Origin of the sequence: Candidatus Chryseobacterium colombiense (assembly GCA_029203185.1) — a bacterium.
GTDB classification, from domain to species: Bacteria; Bacteroidota; Bacteroidia; order Flavobacteriales; family Weeksellaceae; genus Chryseobacterium; species Chryseobacterium colombiense.
This window is the reverse complement of sequence record CP119310.1, coordinates 3,511,484-3,530,711: the sequence shown is the minus strand read 5'-3', so window position 1 is coordinate 3,530,711 and position 19,228 is coordinate 3,511,484. Positions and strand designations below refer to the sequence as shown.

20 protein-coding genes are annotated in these 19,228 nt (G+C 34.9%); 1 reads left to right on the top strand and 19 read right to left on the bottom strand.

Features of this window, described 5'->3' with window-relative positions; translation table 11 throughout:
• Positions 1-9: 9 nt before the first annotated feature.
• The 5 genes from P0Y62_15995 to P0Y62_15975 all read right to left on the bottom strand — a co-directional run bounded on the left by P0Y62_15995 (position 10) and on the right by P0Y62_15975 (position 6,089).
• The gene (locus tag P0Y62_15995) at positions 10-2,961 is read right to left on the bottom strand and encodes a SusC/RagA family TonB-linked outer membrane protein (protein WEK69339.1); all 2,952 of its coding nucleotides are present in this window, start codon (positions 2,959-2,961) and stop codon (positions 10-12) included.
• A gap of 236 nt (positions 2,962-3,197) precedes the next feature.
• Positions 3,198-3,962: an enoyl-CoA hydratase/isomerase family protein gene (locus tag P0Y62_15990; protein WEK69338.1), complete on the bottom strand. Its 765-nt coding sequence runs from the start codon at positions 3,960-3,962 to the stop codon at positions 3,198-3,200.
• Between the two features lie 100 nt (positions 3,963-4,062).
• Positions 4,063-4,827 (bottom strand): methyltransferase domain-containing protein, encoded by a 765-nt coding sequence (locus P0Y62_15985; GenBank protein WEK69337.1) that lies wholly within the window; start codon positions 4,825-4,827, stop codon positions 4,063-4,065.
• Between the two features lie 7 nt (positions 4,828-4,834).
• Positions 4,835-5,539, bottom strand: a complete 705-nt coding sequence (locus tag P0Y62_15980) for an SMUG2 DNA glycosylase family protein (GenBank protein WEK69336.1) — start codon at positions 5,537-5,539, stop codon at positions 4,835-4,837.
• A gap of 13 nt (positions 5,540-5,552) precedes the next feature.
• On the bottom strand, positions 5,553-6,089 hold the full coding sequence (locus P0Y62_15975; protein ID WEK69335.1) for an SMI1/KNR4 family protein: 537 nt from the start codon (positions 6,087-6,089) through the stop codon (positions 5,553-5,555).
• 268 nt (positions 6,090-6,357) lie between these two features.
• On the opposite strand from P0Y62_15975, the gene P0Y62_15970 reads away from it, so the two are divergent.
• Positions 6,358-7,035: a CPBP family intramembrane metalloprotease gene (locus tag P0Y62_15970; protein WEK69334.1), complete on the top strand. Its 678-nt coding sequence runs from the start codon at positions 6,358-6,360 to the stop codon at positions 7,033-7,035.
• A gap of 2 nt (positions 7,036-7,037) precedes the next feature.
• Here P0Y62_15970 and P0Y62_15965 read toward each other — a convergent pair whose 3' ends face one another.
• The 14 genes from P0Y62_15965 to paaB form a co-directional block, all read right to left on the bottom strand.
• Positions 7,038-7,763 carry a hypothetical protein gene (locus P0Y62_15965; GenBank protein WEK69333.1) on the bottom strand — a complete coding sequence of 242 codons (726 nt, stop codon included), beginning with the start codon at positions 7,761-7,763 and terminating at the stop codon, positions 7,038-7,040.
• Positions 7,764-7,867: 104 nt separating this feature from the next.
• Positions 7,868-10,363, bottom strand: a complete 2,496-nt coding sequence (gene paaZ / locus P0Y62_15960) for a phenylacetic acid degradation bifunctional protein PaaZ (GenBank protein WEK69332.1) — start codon at positions 10,361-10,363, stop codon at positions 7,868-7,870.
• A gap of 105 nt (positions 10,364-10,468) precedes the next feature.
• On the bottom strand, positions 10,469-11,299 hold the full coding sequence (locus P0Y62_15955; protein WEK69331.1) for an alpha/beta hydrolase-fold protein: 831 nt from the start codon (positions 11,297-11,299) through the stop codon (positions 10,469-10,471).
• A gap of 21 nt (positions 11,300-11,320) precedes the next feature.
• Entirely contained in the window at positions 11,321-11,914 is a 594-nt protein-coding gene (locus tag P0Y62_15950; protein ID WEK69330.1) for a transferase hexapeptide repeat family protein, read from the bottom strand.
• 48 nt (positions 11,915-11,962) lie between these two features.
• On the bottom strand, positions 11,963-13,168 hold the full coding sequence (gene pcaF, locus P0Y62_15945) for a 3-oxoadipyl-CoA thiolase (protein WEK69329.1): 1,206 nt from the start codon (positions 13,166-13,168) through the stop codon (positions 11,963-11,965).
• 91 nt (positions 13,169-13,259) lie between these two features.
• On the bottom strand, positions 13,260-13,673 hold the full coding sequence (locus P0Y62_15940; GenBank protein ID WEK69328.1) for a PaaI family thioesterase: 414 nt from the start codon (positions 13,671-13,673) through the stop codon (positions 13,260-13,262).
• 269 nt (positions 13,674-13,942) lie between these two features.
• A complete protein-coding gene (locus P0Y62_15935; protein WEK69327.1) occupies positions 13,943-14,254 on the bottom strand; it encodes a hypothetical protein in 312 nt (103 codons plus the stop codon).
• Positions 14,255-14,343: 89 nt separating this feature from the next.
• Entirely contained in the window at positions 14,344-15,477 is a 1,134-nt protein-coding gene (locus P0Y62_15930; protein WEK69326.1) for a 3-hydroxyacyl-CoA dehydrogenase NAD-binding domain-containing protein, read from the bottom strand.
• A gap of 39 nt (positions 15,478-15,516) precedes the next feature.
• Complete coding sequence (locus P0Y62_15925; protein ID WEK69325.1) at positions 15,517-15,870, bottom strand: four helix bundle protein; 354 nt, start codon at positions 15,868-15,870, stop codon at positions 15,517-15,519.
• A 35-nt stretch (positions 15,871-15,905) separates the two neighbouring features.
• Entirely contained in the window at positions 15,906-16,706 is an 801-nt protein-coding gene (locus tag P0Y62_15920; protein ID WEK69324.1) for an enoyl-CoA hydratase-related protein, read from the bottom strand.
• A gap of 60 nt (positions 16,707-16,766) precedes the next feature.
• Entirely contained in the window at positions 16,767-17,231 is a 465-nt protein-coding gene (gene paaJ / locus P0Y62_15915) for a phenylacetate-CoA oxygenase subunit PaaJ (GenBank protein ID WEK69323.1), read from the bottom strand.
• A gap of 3 nt (positions 17,232-17,234) precedes the next feature.
• Positions 17,235-18,041 carry an alpha/beta fold hydrolase gene (locus P0Y62_15910; GenBank protein WEK69322.1) on the bottom strand — a complete coding sequence of 269 codons (807 nt, stop codon included), beginning with the start codon at positions 18,039-18,041 and terminating at the stop codon, positions 17,235-17,237.
• A 3-nt stretch (positions 18,042-18,044) separates the two neighbouring features.
• On the bottom strand, positions 18,045-18,833 hold the full coding sequence (gene paaC, locus P0Y62_15905; GenBank protein WEK69321.1) for a phenylacetate-CoA oxygenase subunit PaaC: 789 nt from the start codon (positions 18,831-18,833) through the stop codon (positions 18,045-18,047).
• Between the two features lie 30 nt (positions 18,834-18,863).
• Positions 18,864-19,145 carry a 1,2-phenylacetyl-CoA epoxidase subunit B gene (gene paaB / locus P0Y62_15900; protein WEK69320.1) on the bottom strand — a complete coding sequence of 94 codons (282 nt, stop codon included), beginning with the start codon at positions 19,143-19,145 and terminating at the stop codon, positions 18,864-18,866.
• Positions 19,146-19,228 lie beyond the last annotated feature (83 nt).

Below are 19,228 nucleotides of genomic sequence, written 5' to 3'. Positions count from 1 at the left end.
TCTTAAATTTTAGAATGATAAGCTAAATCCTATTGTAACAATTCTGGCCGGAGTATATCTGTTTGTTGTTGTTCCATTAAATGATTGTGTAGGTTCTAGTCCTTTTCTAGCAGTTTTACTCCAGATGTTTTCACCTGATAAAAGTAATCTTAATGAAGTTAAACCATACTGTGAAATAGTTTGCGGGCTGAAGCTATATCCTAAAGTAGCTTGTCTGAAAGTGATGAAGTCTGATTTTACCAACCATCTGCTAGATGCTGCATTTGAGCTCGTATATGTTGAAGAATTTAATGCCGGTACATCCGTGATTTGTCCAGGTGTTGTCCATCTATTCAAAATATCCGTACTTAAAGCACCTCCTTGAGAGTAACTAGACATCAAAGACTGGTAATTAGAATCATAAGTCATACCTCCTAACTGATAAGTAAACATCGTGGATAATGACCATTGCTTATAAGAAATTGATGTTCCAAAACTACCAAACAGATCAGGAATAGCAGATCCTGAATAGTCATATTTAGCTTTATTAAAGTTAGTTGTTACCTGTGTTCCGTTTACCGTTCTGATATCAGAAGCTGTAGTACCAGCATAAGCATCAGCAACTAAGAATAATGGTGAGCCATCAGCTGGATCAACCCCATACCATTGTCTCAACCAATAATCATACACTGAATGTCCAACTGAAACTTTTTTAGTTCCGTTAATAATCTCAGTGATTCCTTGTGACAATTCTGTCACTTGGTTTTTAAGGGTAGATGCATTAGCATTGATACTCCATGTAAAGTTATCATTTTTAATCACATCTGCACTTAACGCAAATTCGAAACCTCTGTTGTACATAGTTCCAACATTCTTGCTGATACTGGTTCCAGGAACCCCACTTGATACAGGAACAGGAACAGGGAAAATAAGATCATCCGTAATTCTATTATAATAATCTACTGAACCTGTAATTCTATTATTTAAGAAACCAAAATCCACTCCAAAGTCGGTTTGCTTATTAGATTCCCAAGTGATGGACGGGTCTGCTAGGAAACCAAATAAAATTCCAGGTTCCTGCGCGTTGTTATATCCTAAAGTATAAGTACTCTTATACATATAGTAGCTATTTGTTCCATCATTTCCAACTTCCCCATAAGAACCTCTTAACTTAAGTTCGCTCACTATTCTTGAGTCATGCAAGAAATCCTCACCCTTAACTCTCCATCCGGCTCCTACTGACCAGAATGAATTCCATCTTACATCTTTAGCAAACCTTGAAGATGCGTCCCATCTTATGGAACCTGATAATAAATATTTAGATTTATAATCGTAATTCAATCTCGAGAAAACACTCTCTTTTTTATAATTATCGGTTTGTGAAGTTACCGTCGTTGGGGTTACAAAATTGATTAATTCATCATTATCGTCTACTGTTTGCCCTTGTTTGTAAGCATTGAAATATTCATAAATATATTTATAATTTTCATGACCTAACAAGAATTCAAAGTTATGAGATCCAAATTTACGTTTATAATTTAATAATTGGTTCCAGGTAAGAGTTTGCTCTGTAAATGTGGTTTTTTCAGCCGCACCAGCAGGAGCTGCATCTCCTATAATTTTATTGACATATCTGCTTCTTCTGTTGTTTCTTATATCATATCCTACATTGGTAGATAGTGTCAAATACGGATCAACTTTAAATTCTGCATAAGATCTGGAAATAATATAATAATTTTTAGAAATATCTTTATTTAAAAGTGTTTCCTGAATTATGTTTCTTCCTGCCGCCGCATCAGCTCCTCTTGCTCCTCCCGCGTCATATACTATATTTCCAGCCGCATCATACAATGTTGCAAATGTATTAGGATCATGAGCATATGGACTATATATCGGGCCCATTGTTCTTGTCCAGTTATATGGATTAATGTATGCAGAATTGTTATCAGCACCATCAATAGAGTTATTACCATTTGATGAAACCCCACTGATACTTGTTCCTAATTTAAGCCAGCTTTTGATTTGAGAATCCACTTTCAACCTGGCAGTGAATCGTTCAAAATCAGATTTTATAAGATACCCTGTTTCATTAGTATAACTTGCTGAAGAAAAATAAGTGGTTTTGTTAGTTCCTCCACTATAATTTAGCTCATAATTCTGTCTAAAACCTGTTTTCATTAATGGACCTTGCCAATCCAAATCTGTATACTTCAATTGAGCGTTGGGATTCAATACTCCATCAACCACCAACAGATTATCTGCCACATTAAAAACATTTGTCTTTAATATTCCTGATATCAAATTGTTTGTTGCAAAAGTATTGGCTGCAGCAAGACCTGCAGCAGGGTTCGTTGTGAACCTTCCGTTTCTTATAGCTTCCCAGATTAAAGGGTAATATTGATATACATCTACTCTGTCATATTCTGGAATAGATCTCCCAACATATCCTGTACTCATATTAAAGTTAAGAACATCGGTCCCTTTTCTACCAGATTTAGTTGTGATTAAAACAACCCCGTTTGCAGCAGCAGAACCATACAGTGATGTAGAGGCAGCATCTTTAAGAATATTAAAAGAGGCAATATCATTTGGGTTAATTGCAGATAAAGATCCTGTATAAATAACACCATCTACTACATACAAAGGAGATGTAGAAATTCCATACGAACCGATCCCCCTTACCTGAATACTAGGAGCACTTCCCGGCTGCCCAGTTCCTGTCGAAACTTTCACCCCCGGACTTGCCCCATCTATTGCCTGCCCGATGTTGGAAATAGGACGATCTGCAAATTGCTTAGCTTTAATTTCTGTATTAGAGCCCACTAATGTTTCTTTTTTCTGAGTACCATAAGCAACAATTACAACTTCATCAATTTGTTTTTCAGTAGTTGCTGTATCCTTTTTAGTCCTCTGTGCTTCAACCATCTGGCCGCCTGCAAAGAACAGAACAGCAGTAGTTATTAATGACAATCTTAACTTCATATTAACAAAATTTAATAATAATGCTGCAAATATGTTAATAAACATTAACATATCCAAATATTAGTTAAAATTTTAACATATTAATATTTATGCAATGGGTTACATAATAAATTTACAAATAAACAAACGATTGATTAATGGTTCAATACATACAGAACAAAAAAAAAAAAAAAAAACAATAAAAATAAAAACCATTGAAAAATTTCAATGGTTTCATTCAATATATTATGAATAATTTATTTTGCTCTCAATCTTTCCTTGATGGCTTCAATATTTCTCTTGGCAGAATCTTCCAAAATAAGACTTGCACTCATATGAATTCTTGCAGGCATCAATTCATTGAAATGATCTGTCCCTTCCCAGGAAACTTTCTTAATTAAAGCCAAAGCTTCTTCACTTCTGGTAGAAAGGGTATTTAAAAACTTCTCCAGCTGCACATCCATTTCTTCTATTGTTTCAGAAACCGAATGGTAAATATTATGCTGTTCTGCCCATGCTGCCGATCTGAAATCTGCATCAATAGCCATAGCCGAGAATTGTGATTTCCCTATTTTTCTTTCTACATAAGGACCGATAACGAAAGGACCAATTCCTAGGTTGATTTCCGTTAAAGCCAATGCGGAATCTTTTGTTGCAAAGCAGTAATCAGCACCACACGCTAGACCTACTCCACCTCCTGTTGTTTTACCCTGAACTCTTACCACAACTATTTTCCCGCAATTTCTCATAGCATTCAGCACTTTGGCAAAACCACCAAAGAACTGGGTAGAAGCTTCAAGTTCTTCAATAGCCAATAACTCATCAAAGCTAGCTCCTGCACAAAAAGCTTTTGCGCCTTCACTTTTTACAAGGATAGCTTTTACTTCTGCTTTAGCTCCTTCGTCCAGAATAGTTTGGGCTAATTTTTCAAGAATTGCTCCGGGAAGAGAATTACTTTTTGCCGTTCCGAATGTAATTTCGGCAATATTATTGTTAATTTCTGATGTTACAAAATCACTCATTTTTAGTATCTATTGGATTTATACAAAAATACTAAATAAAGGTCTCTTAAGAAAACTAAAGAGATAATTTTAGCCGGCAAAACCTGCATTGTTCAGAATTTTATTTCCTGCCGTACAGCAATATTCTTTTGAATGCATAGATCGCCGGAAATTTTTCAAATTTTTCAGCAATCCTCTTTTTATATTCTTCAATGAAGTGTTGTTTGATATTTCCTTCCAGCCTTTCTAGATAAGGAATCAATGCCGAGCCGGAAATAAACTGAAAAAATTTTACCACGTCTTCGGCAATAATCGGATACACCCTGACTGAGATATGAAGATTTTTCAAACCATATTCAAACATCATTCCTGAATATTCATCCAAGCTTAAAACGGGAGAAACTCTGTTCCAGCTTTGAAGATGCGTTTTATAAGGTTCTTCCGATGCAAGCTGAAATAAAATCTGATTGAGCATATTTTCTGTCTGAAGTGGCATTTGTACAGCAAACTGACCGTTTTCACTTAATAAGGAAAGTAATTTTGGAAACAGCTTTTTATGATCATCCGACCATTGCAAAGCAGCATTGCTAAAGATCAAATCCCATTTGTCGGTAGAATTATATAGTTCTTCAACTGTTTTTTGTTCAAAACTTAAAAGTTCATTTTCAAATGCTTTTGATTTTTCCAACATTTCCGAAGAGGAGTCAATGCCTAAAAATTCGGTATTGGGAAATTTTTCTGAAAGTATATGCGTCTGTTCTCCCGTTCCGCAGCCGATGTCAATAGCTTTTTTCAAACCCTCAGAAGAAACAAACTGCATCAGATCAAAGAAAGGAAGATTACGTGTTTCCTTAAACTGGTTATAAACATCAGGATTCCAAGGCATATTAAAATTATATAGATGAATAATTATTATTAAGGGCTATAATATATTTATCAATATAAAATTGTTTTTCTTTTGATTTATATTGCTGAATATATCTTGGATGTTCCAAAACAGTCATTTTTTCGAAAAGATGTGCTTCACTATTTAATTTTGAAATAAAATCGGCATTTTTCTTTCCTAAAACAAAAACCTCCGAGGTAATAAGATTTAAACTGAGATGTTTCTTTAAGGATTCAATCATAAAATCTTTTACATCATTAAAGAGTGCTTTATCATCATAATAATTGGCATTCAGCCAGCCATTTTTTGATTTTCTTACAATAGCCAGAGGAAATGGAGAATTGATATAGATATTTTTATAAAACTCTTCTGCTCCTCCATACTGATCAATCATATCGTACATAAAAACCGAAGAAACTTCATGGGTGTATGCCGATTTCATTGTAATTCCGCAAATGTTTTCCAGACGTTTCGTGTCTGTAAAAGGCACTCCTGTTACTCTAGCTCCGTGACGGCTTGGATTAATTCCTATAATAAATTTTCTTATGTTGAAATCGTTATAATATTTATGATAAAACTTTTGCATCACGATTATCGTTTCAGGATTATCCAGATATGGATTCAAAACCTGAAAGTCTTCAGGCAATGATCCTGAATAGTTCAAATTTTTATTAAACTCAATTACCTTTTCTGCAAAAGTTTTATTTTTCATATAAGTGGTAGTATTATCCTACTTCCAATTCTTCTTCCTGTCTTAGTCCTCTAATAAAAGTTTCAAAGTCTTTTGCTAAGAAAGTTTTCTTAAAATTATTTTCCTGATCTACATGCACCACTTCCGGCTCTCCGTTTTTACCACATGCAGAATAGTCAAGCAGAATCATATCATGTCCAGCTGAAGGACAGTCACAAATATAAATACCATCGGAAGGATATCCCCATTCATCAATCATAAACTGGCTTCCCAATTCTCCACACAACGAATATTTCTTTCCTTTCCCGATTGCCATAATTCCGGTAATGGCAACATGATCTTCTGCCCAAGAAACACTTTCAGTAGTAGCAAAACATGATTTGTTCACCAATCCACCATTTTGCAGTCTCATCAGTTCGATATAAGATCCCGGAAGCTGATATCCTAATTTATCTTCAACTTCAGTGATTATTTCATCACCAGGAAAATCCTCTATATAGTCTTTTGACGAATAACTGCACTCACTCCAAAAATTTGTAAAGTCAAAATCTTTGAAAAACCTTAATTCCATAGTATTTTATTTATTAAAAGTAGCTTCATCAAATATCTATATTATTTTTGAATTAAAATTGAATTTTTTAACATTCTAAAGGTTTAAAATTTCCAAATGAAATAATTTTAAATTTTATTGAATCATTACAAAAGTTAAATCATCGACTTAAAGTTATTTATCAATAGAAACCGGACGAAAATATTTTCAATATTTAACACCCATTTATTTTTTTATTATATTAGTTTTCAGCAAATAACACTTATATTCAATTAAAACTTATAACCAAATGATTGGGATTATTATTGAACTTATCATTTCATGGCTTCTCCTTAAATTTGTACCCAAAAAGAATCTTTCTGTTTTAGGATTGAAGCCCAATCCAACAAGATTGACTCAGTGGTACATCGGATTTCTTTTGGCAGCAGCTATTTGTAGTCTTTATCATATCATGGAAACAGCATTTATCAATAACAGCCGGGTTCTGAATAAACAATTAACATCCTCTACAGTATTAATGAGCTTGTGGTGGGTTGTAAAGTCTGTTTTATTTGAAGAATTATTGTTCAGAGGAGCTTTACTTTATCTTATCATTGAAAAATGGGGAAACACTAAAGCCTGTCTTTTTTCAGCCATTTGCTTTGGCATCTATCACTGGTTTTCATATAATGCATTTGGAAATCCTTTTCAAATGGGAATTATTTTTATAATGACCGCCATTTTTGGGTGGATGCTGGCTGTATCCTTTGCTAAAACAAAATCCCTGTATCTTCCTGTAGGTCTCCATCTGGGCTGGAATTTGTTTAATATTGTAATATTCTCGAACGGTCCTTTAGGCAAACAGCTCTTTATTAAAACTAATGCAAATCATCTTGAAGGAATTCCTTCACTTCTTGTTTTTATATTCCAGATCATCGCATTACCTCTTTTAATGTATGGATATTTTAAGATTAGGAGCCATAAATAAAGTTAATATTCTAAAGGTTTGTAGTTTATAAAAGTTTTATAGAAATCATAATCATTTCCTTTGAATGGTTTTTCTTCAATAGTTTTAAACTTGCCTGTAGAGTCTTTCTCTTCCACCACTATTTTATCGGAAACATCGACTCTTGCAAATTCGTATAAAGAATCTTTTTTGATTTTAAGAAATGTAGTTTTAGTAGAGCCTGTTAAAATTAAAGAATTGATACAATTTAATTTGGAATTATAACTCAGATTTGGGTAATCCTCTGAGTTTCTGATGTGAACAAAGTTCTTATTAATTGGATCATAAACAAATAATGTCATCACTATATTTCCTCCTCTTCCGGCTACCCCGCTCTGATAAGTTACATCATTGAAGCCATCATTGTTGAAATCGCTAATTTGAACATCTAAACTAGTAACTCCGTCTTTGTCAAATTTAAAACTGTTTGTACAGTACCAGAAATCGACATCAGTTTCTTGACCTTTCACCCACTTCTTTTTTAATTTATAAAAATTAATTGATACAAACACATCTCCATGACCAGTATGCCTATATTTCTCAATTTCGATTTTAGTTTTTCCTTTTAAACCAATATTAAGACTATCAACAAATTTCTCTTCAGAAAAATAACCTTCTTTATCTGGTTTAGAATTTCCTGAACAGGAAAAAACAAATAGAAGTGAAAAAGTACAAAAAACAATTTTAATAGAAGTTTTTAAAAATTTCATGACTAAAGAATATTTCTGAATTTATGCATTTCTTATCATACCAAAATAAAAAATCCCTTCCAATGTATACCTGAAAGGGAAATTTTATAATGATTAATTCTGAATTAAATCAATCCAAACTGTTCAAAATGATGCGTAAAATGTTTCTTGTGCATCAGTTCCCACATTTCTTTGTTCAGTTTTCCGAAAACAAAATTCATGTGTTCTGCTTGTGGATTTTCTTTATAATAAATTGAATATCTCTTCAGCGTATCCATGAAAGATGTTTTTGCTGCTTCAAGATTTTTATGTCTTAATTCCAATAGCTTTTCATCTTCTGCTAAAAACGGAGCCGGGAAATCTTTCGGCATTTTTCTGTGATTGTAAAGGGAATCCTGCCACTTTTCCAATTGCTCTTCGGGAGTGAAACATTTTTCGGCTTCTGGTTCGCCTAAACTTACCAAAACACCATGCTCTAAATGCTCAATCATCTGCTGAGGAGACATTTTTCCCCATTTTGACTGGGTAGATTCTGTCAAACCATTCAAGATTTTCTGAATATTTTTCAGATTTAAATCAATAAAAGGAGACTGTTTTGCCACCAAAGTTAAAATTGTAGCCACACAAACGATCTCATCTCTTTGATTCACCACTTCCACCAACCATTTCACAACACCAGAAGGAATATTTCTTCCCTTAACTCCCCTGTTGATTTTTTCTTTCGCCGTCAAATAAACCGTAATGGTATCTCCTGCATAAACAGGTTTAAAGAATGAACAGTTTTCTAATCCATAATTAGCGATAACAGGTCCTTTTTTACCCGAAACGAACAAACCTGCCGCAGCAGAAAGGATGAAATATCCGTGAGCAACAGTTTTATCAAAAATAGTTCCTGTTAAACTTGTTGCGTCGGTGTGAGCATAGAAATGATCCCATGAAACATTGGAGAAATTCACAATATCTGCATCAGTTACTGTCCTTCCCGCAGTTTCTAAAGAATCTCCAACTTCAACTTCTTCAAAATATTTCTGGAAAGGATGTTTATCTGAGTATTTTTTCTCAGCACCCTGCTGATAAATTTTCGTGATTGCCGTTAAAATATCCGGAGAACCCTGAATGGCTGTTTTTTGAAGGAAAAAATGAAGACCGTTCAGTCCACCCATTTCTTCACCACCACCTGCTCTTCCAGGACCACCGTGCATCAAAGTCGGAAGCGGAGAACCGTGACCTGTACTTTCTTTCGCACTGTCCCTGTTCAATACAAAGATTCTTCCATGCTGTGAAGCCATTTTCCAAGAAGTTTCTGCTACAAAATTATCATCGTGAGAAACAATAGAACCTACCAAACTTCCTTTTCCTCTTTTTGCCAATGCCGCTGCTTCTTCCACATCTTTGTAAGGCATTAATGTAGAAACCGGACCGAAAGCTTCTACATCGTGAGAGATATTTTTTTCGAAAGGTTTATCATTTAAGAACAGTTTCGGGCTCATAAAGGCTCCATTTTCATAGTTGGCATCTACAAGCTCATGTTTACCATCATAAACCAGTTCTGTTTCCGCTTTTAATAAGTTTACTTTTCTCAATACCTCATCATACTGCTGTTTTCCAACCAAAGAACCCATTCTTGTTTCTCTGCTCAATGGGTTTCCGATTTTTGTCTGGTCCAAAGCTTTAGATAAAGCCTGCTGAACATCGCCAATTAAGTTTTCTGGCACAATAATTCTTCGGATTGCGGTACATTTTTGTCCGGCTTTCGTAGTCATTTCGTTACGAACTTCTTTGATGAACAAATCAAATTCCGGGGTTCCAGGCTTTGCATCCAGCCCAAGAATCGAGCAGTTCAAAGAATCTGCTTCCATATTGAAACGGACAGCATTTCCTGCAATTGATGGTAAAGATTTTAATTTTCTACCAGTTGTCGCAGAACCCGTGAACAAAACAGAATCTCCATCCTTAACATAATCGAGAATATTTCCAGGTTCTCCACACACTAATTGAACAGCACCTTCCGGAAGAATTCCGCTTTCAATCATATCCTGGAAAACCGCATTCGTTAAATAAGAACCAAACGGAGAAGGTTTCACGATTGAAGGAACCCCTGCCAATAAAGAAGTGGATAATTTTTCCAACATTCCCCAAACCGGAAAGTTGTAAGCATTAATTTGTACCGAAACCCCTTCGCTTGGTGTTAAAATGTGAGTTCCTAAGAAAGTTCCGTTCGCAGAGATTTTCTGAGTATCACCATCCACCCAAAACGGCGTGTTTGGCAGCATTCTTTTTGCCAATCCTGAATACGTGAAGAAAGTACCGAAGCCTCCTTCAATATCCACCCATGAATCAACATGAGTTGCCCCTGTTTTATAAGATAATTCGTAATATTTTTTCTTTCTTTCTAATAGGTAAAGCGCTACTTTTTTCAACATTTCTCCACGGTCGTAGAACGTCATGGATGAAAGGTTTTTGTACCCTATCGTTCTTCCGTAGTCCAAAGCCTGTTCAAAATTTAAACCTTCCGTATCGGAAATGGCAACCTGCTCACCGTTTACAGCATTGTACAAAGGAACTCCGTTTCCGTTTCCTTCTACCCATTCGCCGTAGATATAGTTTTTTAACTTTTCCATATAGTTTTTACTTTAACAATGTATCAACAATTTACAAGGAGATGCTTCGACAAGCTCAGCACGACATACTAACTATTTTAATGATACATTTTATATTGTTATATTTTAATTTTTGGGTTCCTGATAAGGAAACAACTTTACAAGACCTTCATATAAACTTCTGTGAAGAATGGTTGCATGGTTGTCTGTTTCCATCATTTTATATTCTACCGTCCAGTTTTTCTTGTTTGATTTCTTCAGAACATCATATAGATCTTCTGCATCTTTTACCATCACCGGATGCTCACCTTTCCCTACAGAAACATAAATAAATTTCTTGGTATCCGGAATTTTAGCCAATAATTGAGGAGCCTGTTTTAAAAGGCTTTCATCGTCCCACCACAAACTCGGACTGATAATAAAATAATTATTGAACATTTCAGGGTTTTTCAATAAAATCTCAGTTGCCAGAAGTCCGCCTAATGATTGTCCGAATAAATAATTATCCGTTGTTTTAAATTGACTTTGGATATAAGGTTTTAATTCTTTCTCCAGAAAATTGATAAACTTCTCCGAATGTCCTGTTGTAGGGTAATCTTTCTGTAAATCTTTTAAATCCGTATGAAAGGTAAAGTCTCTTTTTCTGTCAATATTGGCAATTCCCACCACAATGGTTTCAGGCATGGAATACATCTGATTAAAGAATTGTACTAAACCTGTAACGTGAATGAAATCTTCATTCATACTTCCATCCAAAAGATAGATGATCGGGTAAGATTTTGTTTTGTTAAAATTTTGCGGAAGATAGATGTTTAAAATTCTGTCTTCATTTAAAATTTTAGACTTTATCGTCCTGATTTCTCCAATAGTCAATGGTTTTACATTTGCAGTCTGTGCAAAAGCCACAGATTGAAACGCAAACATGATACTGCAGAAAATAAAAAGTTTTTTAATCATATTAATTCTTGTGTTGTAAAATTATTTCACATCATCCCAAATACTGTAATCAACAACTTTCGTAGGAATCTGCTCAATGTATTCTGTAAACGGTTCGCAAGGTAAAATCGCATCTTTTCCTTCTCTTGCCAATTCCTGATACAATTTTGTCCCTTCTGTTTTCCATTTGATCATTTCATCAGAAACATCACGGATAATTTTTGCGGGGCTTCCCACGATCAGCTTTCTCGGCTCACATTTAAAATTGGCAGGAACAAAAGCTAATGCCCCGACAATACTCTCATCACCGATATATGCTTTATCCATTACTACTGCGTTCATTCCGATCAAACAATTTTTCCCGATATGTCCGGAGTGAATAATCGCTCCATGACCGATGTGTGCGGATTCTTCCAAAATCGTTTCAATACCCGGAAAAACATGAAGGGTACAGTTTTCCTGAACATTTGCACCGTCTTTAATAATAATTTTACCCCAGTCGCCACGAATTACCGCATTCGGACCGATATAAACATCTTCGCCAATTTCCACATTTCCGATGATCACCGCTTGCGGGTGAATGTAAGCGGAAGGTTTTATTATTGGACGGATGCCGTGATATGAGTAGATGTTCATAATTTTAATTTTAAAATTTGATAATGAAATAATTTGAAAATTTTCAAATTAAACTCTTTCAATTATCATTGCGTAGCCTTGTCCGACACCGATACAAAGCGTACACAATGCATATTTTTTATTTTGTTTCTGAAGTTCCATTGCAGCAGAACCAACGATCCTTGCTCCCGAAACTCCAAGTGGATGACCGATGGCAATTGCTCCTCCATTCGGATTTACTCTTGAATCATCATCTTTTAATCCTAATGTTCTTGTTACTGCTAAAGCCTGAGCTGCAAATGCCTCGTTCAACTCGATAATATCCATATCGTCTAATGAAAGATTCAGTCTTTTTAATAATTTCTGAGTCGCTTCAACAGGTCCGATTCCCATAATTCTTGGTTCAACACCCGCAACAGATGATCCTAAAATCTTAGCTTTTGGTTTTAAACCATATTTTTTTACAGCTTCTTCGCTTGCCAAAATTAATGCGGCTGCTCCGTCATTCATTCCTGAAGCATTTCCTGCCGTTACTGTTCCTTCTTTTCTGAAAGCCGGACGAAGTTTCCCTAATCCTTCCATTGAAGAAGTCGGTTTGATGAATTCGTCTGTATCGAAGATTTTCGGTTCCCCTTTTCTTTGTGGAATTTCAACTTTTACAATTTCTTCCGCCAATCTTCCGCTTTCCTGAGCTTTAGTTGCTTTTCGTTGTGACCAAAGAGCAAATTTATCCTGATCTTCACGGCTGATATTGTGCATATCCGCTAAATTTTCAGCAGTGTCACCCATTCCGTCAACTCCGTATAATTCTTTCATTTTTGGATTGACGAATCTCCATCCGAAAGTCGTATCAAACATCTGACTATCTCTTCCGAAAGCCGCACTTGGCTTTGACATGACATAAGGCGAACGCGTCATGTGCTCTACTCCACCTGCAATATAGATTTCACCTTCTCCGGAAGCAATCGAACGGAAAGCATTTGCTACCGCTGACATTCCTGAAGCACAAAGTCTATTTACCGTCTCTCCACCTATTTTGTAAGGAAGTCCGGCCAATAAAAGTCCCATCCTTGCTACATTTCTGTTATCTTCACCTGCTTGATTGGCACATCCGAAAATAACGTCCTCAATTTCTTCAACTGGAACTTCAGGATTTCTAGCTACGATTTCTTTAATAACAACCGCTGCCAAATCATCTGCTCTTACTTCCGATAATCCTCCCTGTAATTTTGAAATAGGAGTTCTGATATAATCTATAATATATACGTTATTCATATTTTTTTGCTTTAGGCTAGAAGCTATATGCAGTAGGCTTTACCAGCTTCAAAAAAAGCTCACTGCCTATTGCCTGAAGCTTCTCACTTATTTATAATTCTGTTACTTTTTTTCCGATTTTGTAGACTGTCCCAACAAATTTCGCAACCAGTTCTTCATTTTGATTGGTAATTTTAATGTCGTAAACAGCAGTTTTTCTGGTATCGTTTGCCAAAATACTTTCTGCTCTGAAAACATCACCTTCTTTTCCGGCTTTGGTAAAATTGATGATACAATTCAATGCAACGGCTGCATCTCCGGAATTGTTGGACGAAAATGCCAGTGCAGAGTCTGCAAAAGCAAATGTAACACCTCCGTGAACCGTCTTTAGGCCGTTAATCATTTCCTTTTTAATGGGCATTTCTATTAAACAATAATTTTCTTTTACATCGATCAGTTTGATATTCATCCATTGGGAAAACGCATCCTGATCAAACATATATTCTGCAACCTGTCTCGGGTTCATTTATTTTTATTTAAATTTTTAAATTTTATTACATCCCTCCAAGTGTAATCTCTGCCGTCTAAAATGAAGAAAGCTAAAAACATAAAGACGAAATAAAAGACAAAGCCATATACATTTATGCTTTTTTCATCATCCCATCCGAAATAATAAAACAGAAATTTAATGAGGCAAAAACTAACAACAAAAATGCCCGCACGTACAAGAGATCTCAGAAAGTTTTTCTTTGTAAAAATTCTTTTAAGCATAGTTTTAATTGTCTAAAAAAGTGTTTACATCTGCGTTAGTTCTTCATATAACTCATCAACCAATTTATCGTAGATACTCATGGTTTTACCAAGAATGATCTGCTCATACGTGAGGTTTTCAGTATGTAACGGATTTTCCATTTGATAAGGAGTATTTAAATCAATTCCGTCTTCATTGGCGATTCTTTTAATTAACTCTTTATATTTTTCATTGAATTTACCTAATAATCCGAGCTTTTCCTGATCATCATTTATCGAAGAAAGCTCCTGAATGATGTATTCTTTTTCAATGATGAGCCTTGTTTCCAATTCAGCTCTGAATCCGTCTATATCCATAATATTAATTTGAAAATTAAATCAATTTGAGAATTTGAAAATGAAAATCTGTGGTGATCAATTTTCAAATTAGTACATTTTCAAATTGTCTAATTTAATTTACGTAGCAACGGGCTCTGTCTGTATCTTTCTTCCTGATATTCTTCATAAAGATTTTGAAGGGTTTCGGAGATTTTTGTATATCCGATTTCTTTTCCCCAAGCCAATAATCCTTTTGGATAGTTTACACCTTTCTGCATTGCCAGTTCGAGATCCTCGTCATTCGCTACGCCTAATCTTTTTGCTTCTACGGCTTCATTAATTAACATAGAAATAATTCTCAAGAATATTTGCTGATACAGTGCATCATCTTTTACTGCAACAGGTTTTTCTGCTCCTTCCGAATAATCATAAAAACCTTTTCCAGTTTTTCGGCCATGAAATTTAGCCTCCGACATTCTCTGCTGAAGAAGAGATGGTTTGTATTTCGGATCGTAGAAATATTCGTTGTAAACAGTTTTTGTTACTGAAAAATTTACATCAACTCCGATCAAATCCATTAATTCAAAGGGTCCCATTTTAAAGTTTCCAATTGTTTTCATGGCTTCATCTACCTGTTCTACTGTTGCAATATTTTCTTCTACAATTCTCAATCCTTCCCCATAATAAGGACGGGCAATTCTGTTTACGATAAATCCGGGAATATCTTTTGCAATCACCGGAGTTTTACCCCAATCTTTCATCAGATTGTAGATTTTTTCCGCTAAAGATTTTTCTGTTAATAAGGAAGGAATAACCTCCACTAAAGGCATCAAAGGAGCCGGATTAAAAAAGTGAATTCCGATGAAACGCTCCGGTTTCTGTAATTCCGCACCAAGAGAGGTGATAGAAATAGAGGATGTATTGGAACCAATGACACAGCTTTCAGAAACATGTTTCTCTAATTCTGTAAAGACTTTGGTTTTAATTTCTTTGTTTTCGATGATGGCTTCGATGATCAATTCACAATCTTTGAAGTCCTTCAATTCTGTAGCAATGGAAATGTTCGCTAAAATTTCAGTCATTTTCTCTCCCGAAATTTTTTGTTTATCCACCAATTTGGTTAATGTTTTTTCCAAACCTACGGTTGCCGTTTCTACTTGTTTTGCGTTGGCATCGTATACCCAAACTTTACATCCGTTCGTTGCGGCTACTTGTGCAATGCCGATTCCCATTGTTCCGGCACCGATAATTCCTACATTCATATTTTAAATTTGAAAATTTGAAAATGAGCTAATTGAAAATTATTTAAGTTTCGAACTTGAAATAATTTTAGACAGAATTAATATGATTTCTTTTAATTTTGAAGTTAATTTTTCGTTTGGAGATTTTAGATGAGGAGATTGTAAGCACAACAAAAGCCAATATTCTGTTTCATCAGCTTCTTTGGCTGCAATTTTCAGTTTATGAATAAAGTCTGCTTTACTTTCTGCATTTTGGGCTTCTCTCACATTTGCTCCAATCGAGGTACCTGATTTAAAAATCTGATTTGCTAAAGGAAATCTATTAGCTTTATATAATTCTTCAGAAAATTCAATAATATTCAATGCAAAATCAAAAGTCTTATTTACAATAACATTTTCCTTGTCATTTCTCATTTCCAAATTCTCAAATTAATTCATTTTCAAATTAATTATCTTCCTTTATAATTAGGTTTTCTTTTTTCTAAAAAGGCACTTACTCCTTCTTTAAAGTCTTCTGTTTCTGCAGCTTCCTGCTGTAAGTCTCCTTCCAGCTCCAATTGTTCTTTCAATGTATTGTTGTAAGAAGCAGCGAATGCTTTTTTAGTCAATTTAATAGCAGCAGTCGGCATATTAGCTATTTTTTCAAGGATTTCCATTGATTTTGGAACAAATTCTTCTTCATTGAAAACCTCAGCAACCAAACCGTAAGATTTGGCTTCTTGTGCGGACAATTTTTTCCCTGTAAATGTTAAATAATTGGCCAATTGTCTTCCCAATAATTTCGGTAGGAAGTATGTTCCTCCTGTATCAGGAATTAATCCGATGTTGGAAAATGCCTGAGAAAAATATGATTTTTCAGCGGCTAAAACGAAGTCAGAAATTAAAGCTAACATAGCTCCGGCTCCTACTGCAGGACCATTAACTAGAGCAACTACAGGTTTTCTGCAACGTGTAATTTCTGTAACCAAAGGATTGTAATAGTCTGTTACAATTTTTCTGATAATGTCATTGTCATGATGTTCATTACCCTGTACAAAAGCATCATCCAGATTCTGACCGGAACAAAAAGCTCTTCCTCTTCCCGAAATGGCAACACATCTTACGGTAGGATCTTCACTACATTCTTTAACAAAATCTTTAAGATCTGATAAAGATGGTTTTGTAAGTGCATTCATCGTTTCCGGCTGATTGAGGTAAGCGATTTTTAGCTTTCCGTCAAAATGCGATTCAATGTCAATTTGTGTATACATATTATATTGGCTATTAAGAGGTTAATATTATAAATGATTCTTTTATAAAATTAATCATTTTTAATGACATTTAAAATAGTCAAAAGGCTCTAAGCAATCTAAGCATTGGTACGATGCCTTACATAAAGTAGATCCGAATCTACTGATCTGCTTGGTGTGTTCTGAACCGCAACGAGGACATTTCTTTGGTTTCCCGATGTGGTGTTCATCTGCTCCTTTTTCCGGAGGGGTAATTCCGTAGGCACGAAGTTTTTCTCTCGCTTCATCTGTCAACCAATCCGTTGTCCAAATTGGAAACATTTTGGTGACTACTTTCGCTTCCCAACCGTGTTCTTTCATCATTTTGATGATATCTTCCTCGATGGTAAACATCGCAGGACAGGCAGAATAGGTAGGTGTAATGATCACCTCACAAGTCTTTTCTCCTGTGACATTTGCTTCTCTTACGATCCCCAATTCCACAATGTCAATCACTGGAATTTCTGGGTCGGGAATTGTTTTTAATAAATCTAAAAGCTGATTCATATTTTAATTATTATCAAAATCAAGTATTGTTTTTATTGAGTTCTGATAATCCAAATTATCTGTTATTCCGTTATGATTCTGATCTTTTAAAATAATCAAACGATCTCCTTTTTTGAAATTATTTTTCAGTTTTAAAGATGCTTTATAGTTAATAATCTCATCTTTATCTCCGTGAAAAATAATAACCGGAGACTTAACGGTTTTTAAATATTGATTGGTTTCAAAATTATATTTTAAAAGAAACTTCGGAAGAAATGAAAATTTTTGATCCATCTCATCTTCCATACTGAAGTAAGGCGCTTGTAAAATCAGCAGTTTTGCATTTTTCTGCGATGCCAACTTTGAAGCCGGTCCGGTTCCAACTGAATATCCTAAAATAATAATTTTGTTTTCGGGGTATCTTTTGGTAAGTTCATCATAGGCAAGTTCAACATCTGAAAATAATTGATCCTTACTATTGATTTTATCCTCACTTTTTCCATAACCTCTGTAATCCAACATGAAAACATCATAATTCATATTGTTGTAAACATCAGCCACTTCACCCCATCCACCTATTGAACCTCCGTTTCCGTGAAGGTAAAAAATAATACCTTTCGGATTTTGAGTTTTAAATAAGACTGAATTTAATTTCTTATGATCTTTTGTATGAATTGTGATTTCTTCAAAATCATTTTTAAAATTAAATGAATAATTTTCCTTTAACTTTTCAGGATGAAAAATTATCTTTTCCTGATAAAAAAATACAATCACACAAAGCATTATATATGCCAGGAGAAAAAAAGCAATTATCCACAGAAGTATTTTCATTTCTTACCAAGTACAACCAGGATACGCTCTCTGCATATACTGCAACTCACAAAGAATATATCCAAAATATTCCGTATGGTAACCCGTTCTAGATTTTGGCTGCATGAAAGGATTTGTAGGATATTCTAATTGAAAATCTGCAAAATCTTTCTGTGTAATCATAACAAATTCTTCATAAAGAGCATCTGTATTCGGAGCAATATTTAAAGCTACCAAATCATCTTCCCCTTCTGTTTTTGCGAATAAACCTTTGGTATATTCCCAAATATTTTCGATGGCCTTTACTAAACGCGCTTTACTTTCTTCTGTTCCCTGAGCGAAAATTTTCATCCAGGAAGCAGCATGCGTATAATGATATCTTACTTCTTTCAAAGATTTCTGAGCAATGGCAGAAAGTTCTTCATTCGCAGAGTTTGATAATGCTTCGTACATTAATTTCTGATACACCGCGAAAACATACACCTTTAAAATCGTCTGAGCATAATCTTCGTTGGGAAGTTCAGTCCAGTGTGCGTTCACATATTCATGCTCGTATCTTAAAAATGCTAAATCATCTTCACTTTTCCCGTTATCGATCACTCTTGAAGCGTAAACATAAAAGTTATTAGCCTGACCAAGTTCATCCAACGCAATGTTCGTTAATGCAATATCTTCCTCTAAATAAGGACCTTCACCGCACCACGCAGACAAACGCTGTCCCATAATGAAACTGTCGTCTGCTAGTTTTAATAAATAATTATATAATGGGTTCATTATTTTAGCTTTGGGCTTTTGGCGTCTAGCTTTTGGCAAATTGCAAGCAGCTAACAGCCAATCGCTGTTTTACATATTTTTTACATCGTTTGGAATATCGTAGAACGTCGGGTGACGGTATAGCTTGTCATCAGCCGGATCGAAAAATGCTTCTTTATCCACACCTTCCGAAGTCACAATATATTTACTTGGAACTACCCAAACAGAAGTTCCTTCTTTTCTTCTTGTATAAACGTCTCTTGCGTTTTGCAAAGCCATTTCTGCTGTTGGTGCCTGTACAATTCCAACGTGTTTGTGAGATAATCCCGGTTTAGTCTGAATAAACACTTCCCACATATCTAAATTTGCCATAATTAAAATTAATTTAACAATGTATCAATGTACCGGTTTAACAATGAGATGCTTCGACAAGCTCAGCATGACAGTGATTGTTA

Bases quoted from the DNA above. Each gene is read 5' to 3' on its own strand.
- P0Y62_15995 (WEK69339.1), bottom strand. From the start codon at position 2,961: ATGAAGTTAAGATTGTCATTAATAACTACTGCTGTTCTGTTCTTTGCA.
- P0Y62_15990 (WEK69338.1), bottom strand. From the start codon at position 3,962: ATGAGTGATTTTGTAACATCAGAAATTAACAATAATATTGCCGAAATT.
- P0Y62_15985 (WEK69337.1), bottom strand. From the start codon at position 4,827: ATGCCTTGGAATCCTGATGTTTATAACCAGTTTAAGGAAACACGTAAT.
- P0Y62_15980 (WEK69336.1), bottom strand. From the start codon at position 5,539: ATGAAAAATAAAACTTTTGCAGAAAAGGTAATTGAGTTTAATAAAAAT.
- P0Y62_15975 (WEK69335.1), bottom strand. From the start codon at position 6,089: ATGGAATTAAGGTTTTTCAAAGATTTTGACTTTACAAATTTTTGGAGT.
- P0Y62_15970 (WEK69334.1), top strand. From the start codon at position 6,358: ATGATTGGGATTATTATTGAACTTATCATTTCATGGCTTCTCCTTAAA.
- P0Y62_15965 (WEK69333.1), bottom strand. From the start codon at position 7,763: ATGAAATTTTTAAAAACTTCTATTAAAATTGTTTTTTGTACTTTTTCA.
- paaZ (WEK69332.1), bottom strand. From the start codon at position 10,363: ATGGAAAAGTTAAAAAACTATATCTACGGCGAATGGGTAGAAGGAAAC.
- P0Y62_15955 (WEK69331.1), bottom strand. From the start codon at position 11,299: ATGATTAAAAAACTTTTTATTTTCTGCAGTATCATGTTTGCGTTTCAA.
- P0Y62_15950 (WEK69330.1), bottom strand. From the start codon at position 11,914: ATGAACATCTACTCATATCACGGCATCCGTCCAATAATAAAACCTTCC.
- pcaF (WEK69329.1), bottom strand. From the start codon at position 13,168: ATGAATAACGTATATATTATAGATTATATCAGAACTCCTATTTCAAAA.
- P0Y62_15940 (WEK69328.1), bottom strand. From the start codon at position 13,673: ATGAACCCGAGACAGGTTGCAGAATATATGTTTGATCAGGATGCGTTT.
- P0Y62_15935 (WEK69327.1), bottom strand. From the start codon at position 14,254: ATGGATATAGACGGATTCAGAGCTGAATTGGAAACAAGGCTCATCATT.
- P0Y62_15930 (WEK69326.1), bottom strand. From the start codon at position 15,477: ATGAATGTAGGAATTATCGGTGCCGGAACAATGGGAATCGGCATTGCA.
- P0Y62_15925 (WEK69325.1), bottom strand. From the start codon at position 15,870: ATGAGAAATGACAAGGAAAATGTTATTGTAAATAAGACTTTTGATTTT.
- P0Y62_15920 (WEK69324.1), bottom strand. From the start codon at position 16,706: ATGTATACACAAATTGACATTGAATCGCATTTTGACGGAAAGCTAAAA.
- paaJ (WEK69323.1), bottom strand. From the start codon at position 17,231: ATGAATCAGCTTTTAGATTTATTAAAAACAATTCCCGACCCAGAAATT.
- P0Y62_15910 (WEK69322.1), bottom strand. From the start codon at position 18,041: ATGAAAATACTTCTGTGGATAATTGCTTTTTTTCTCCTGGCATATATA.
- paaB (WEK69320.1), bottom strand. From the start codon at position 19,145: ATGGCAAATTTAGATATGTGGGAAGTGTTTATTCAGACTAAACCGGGA.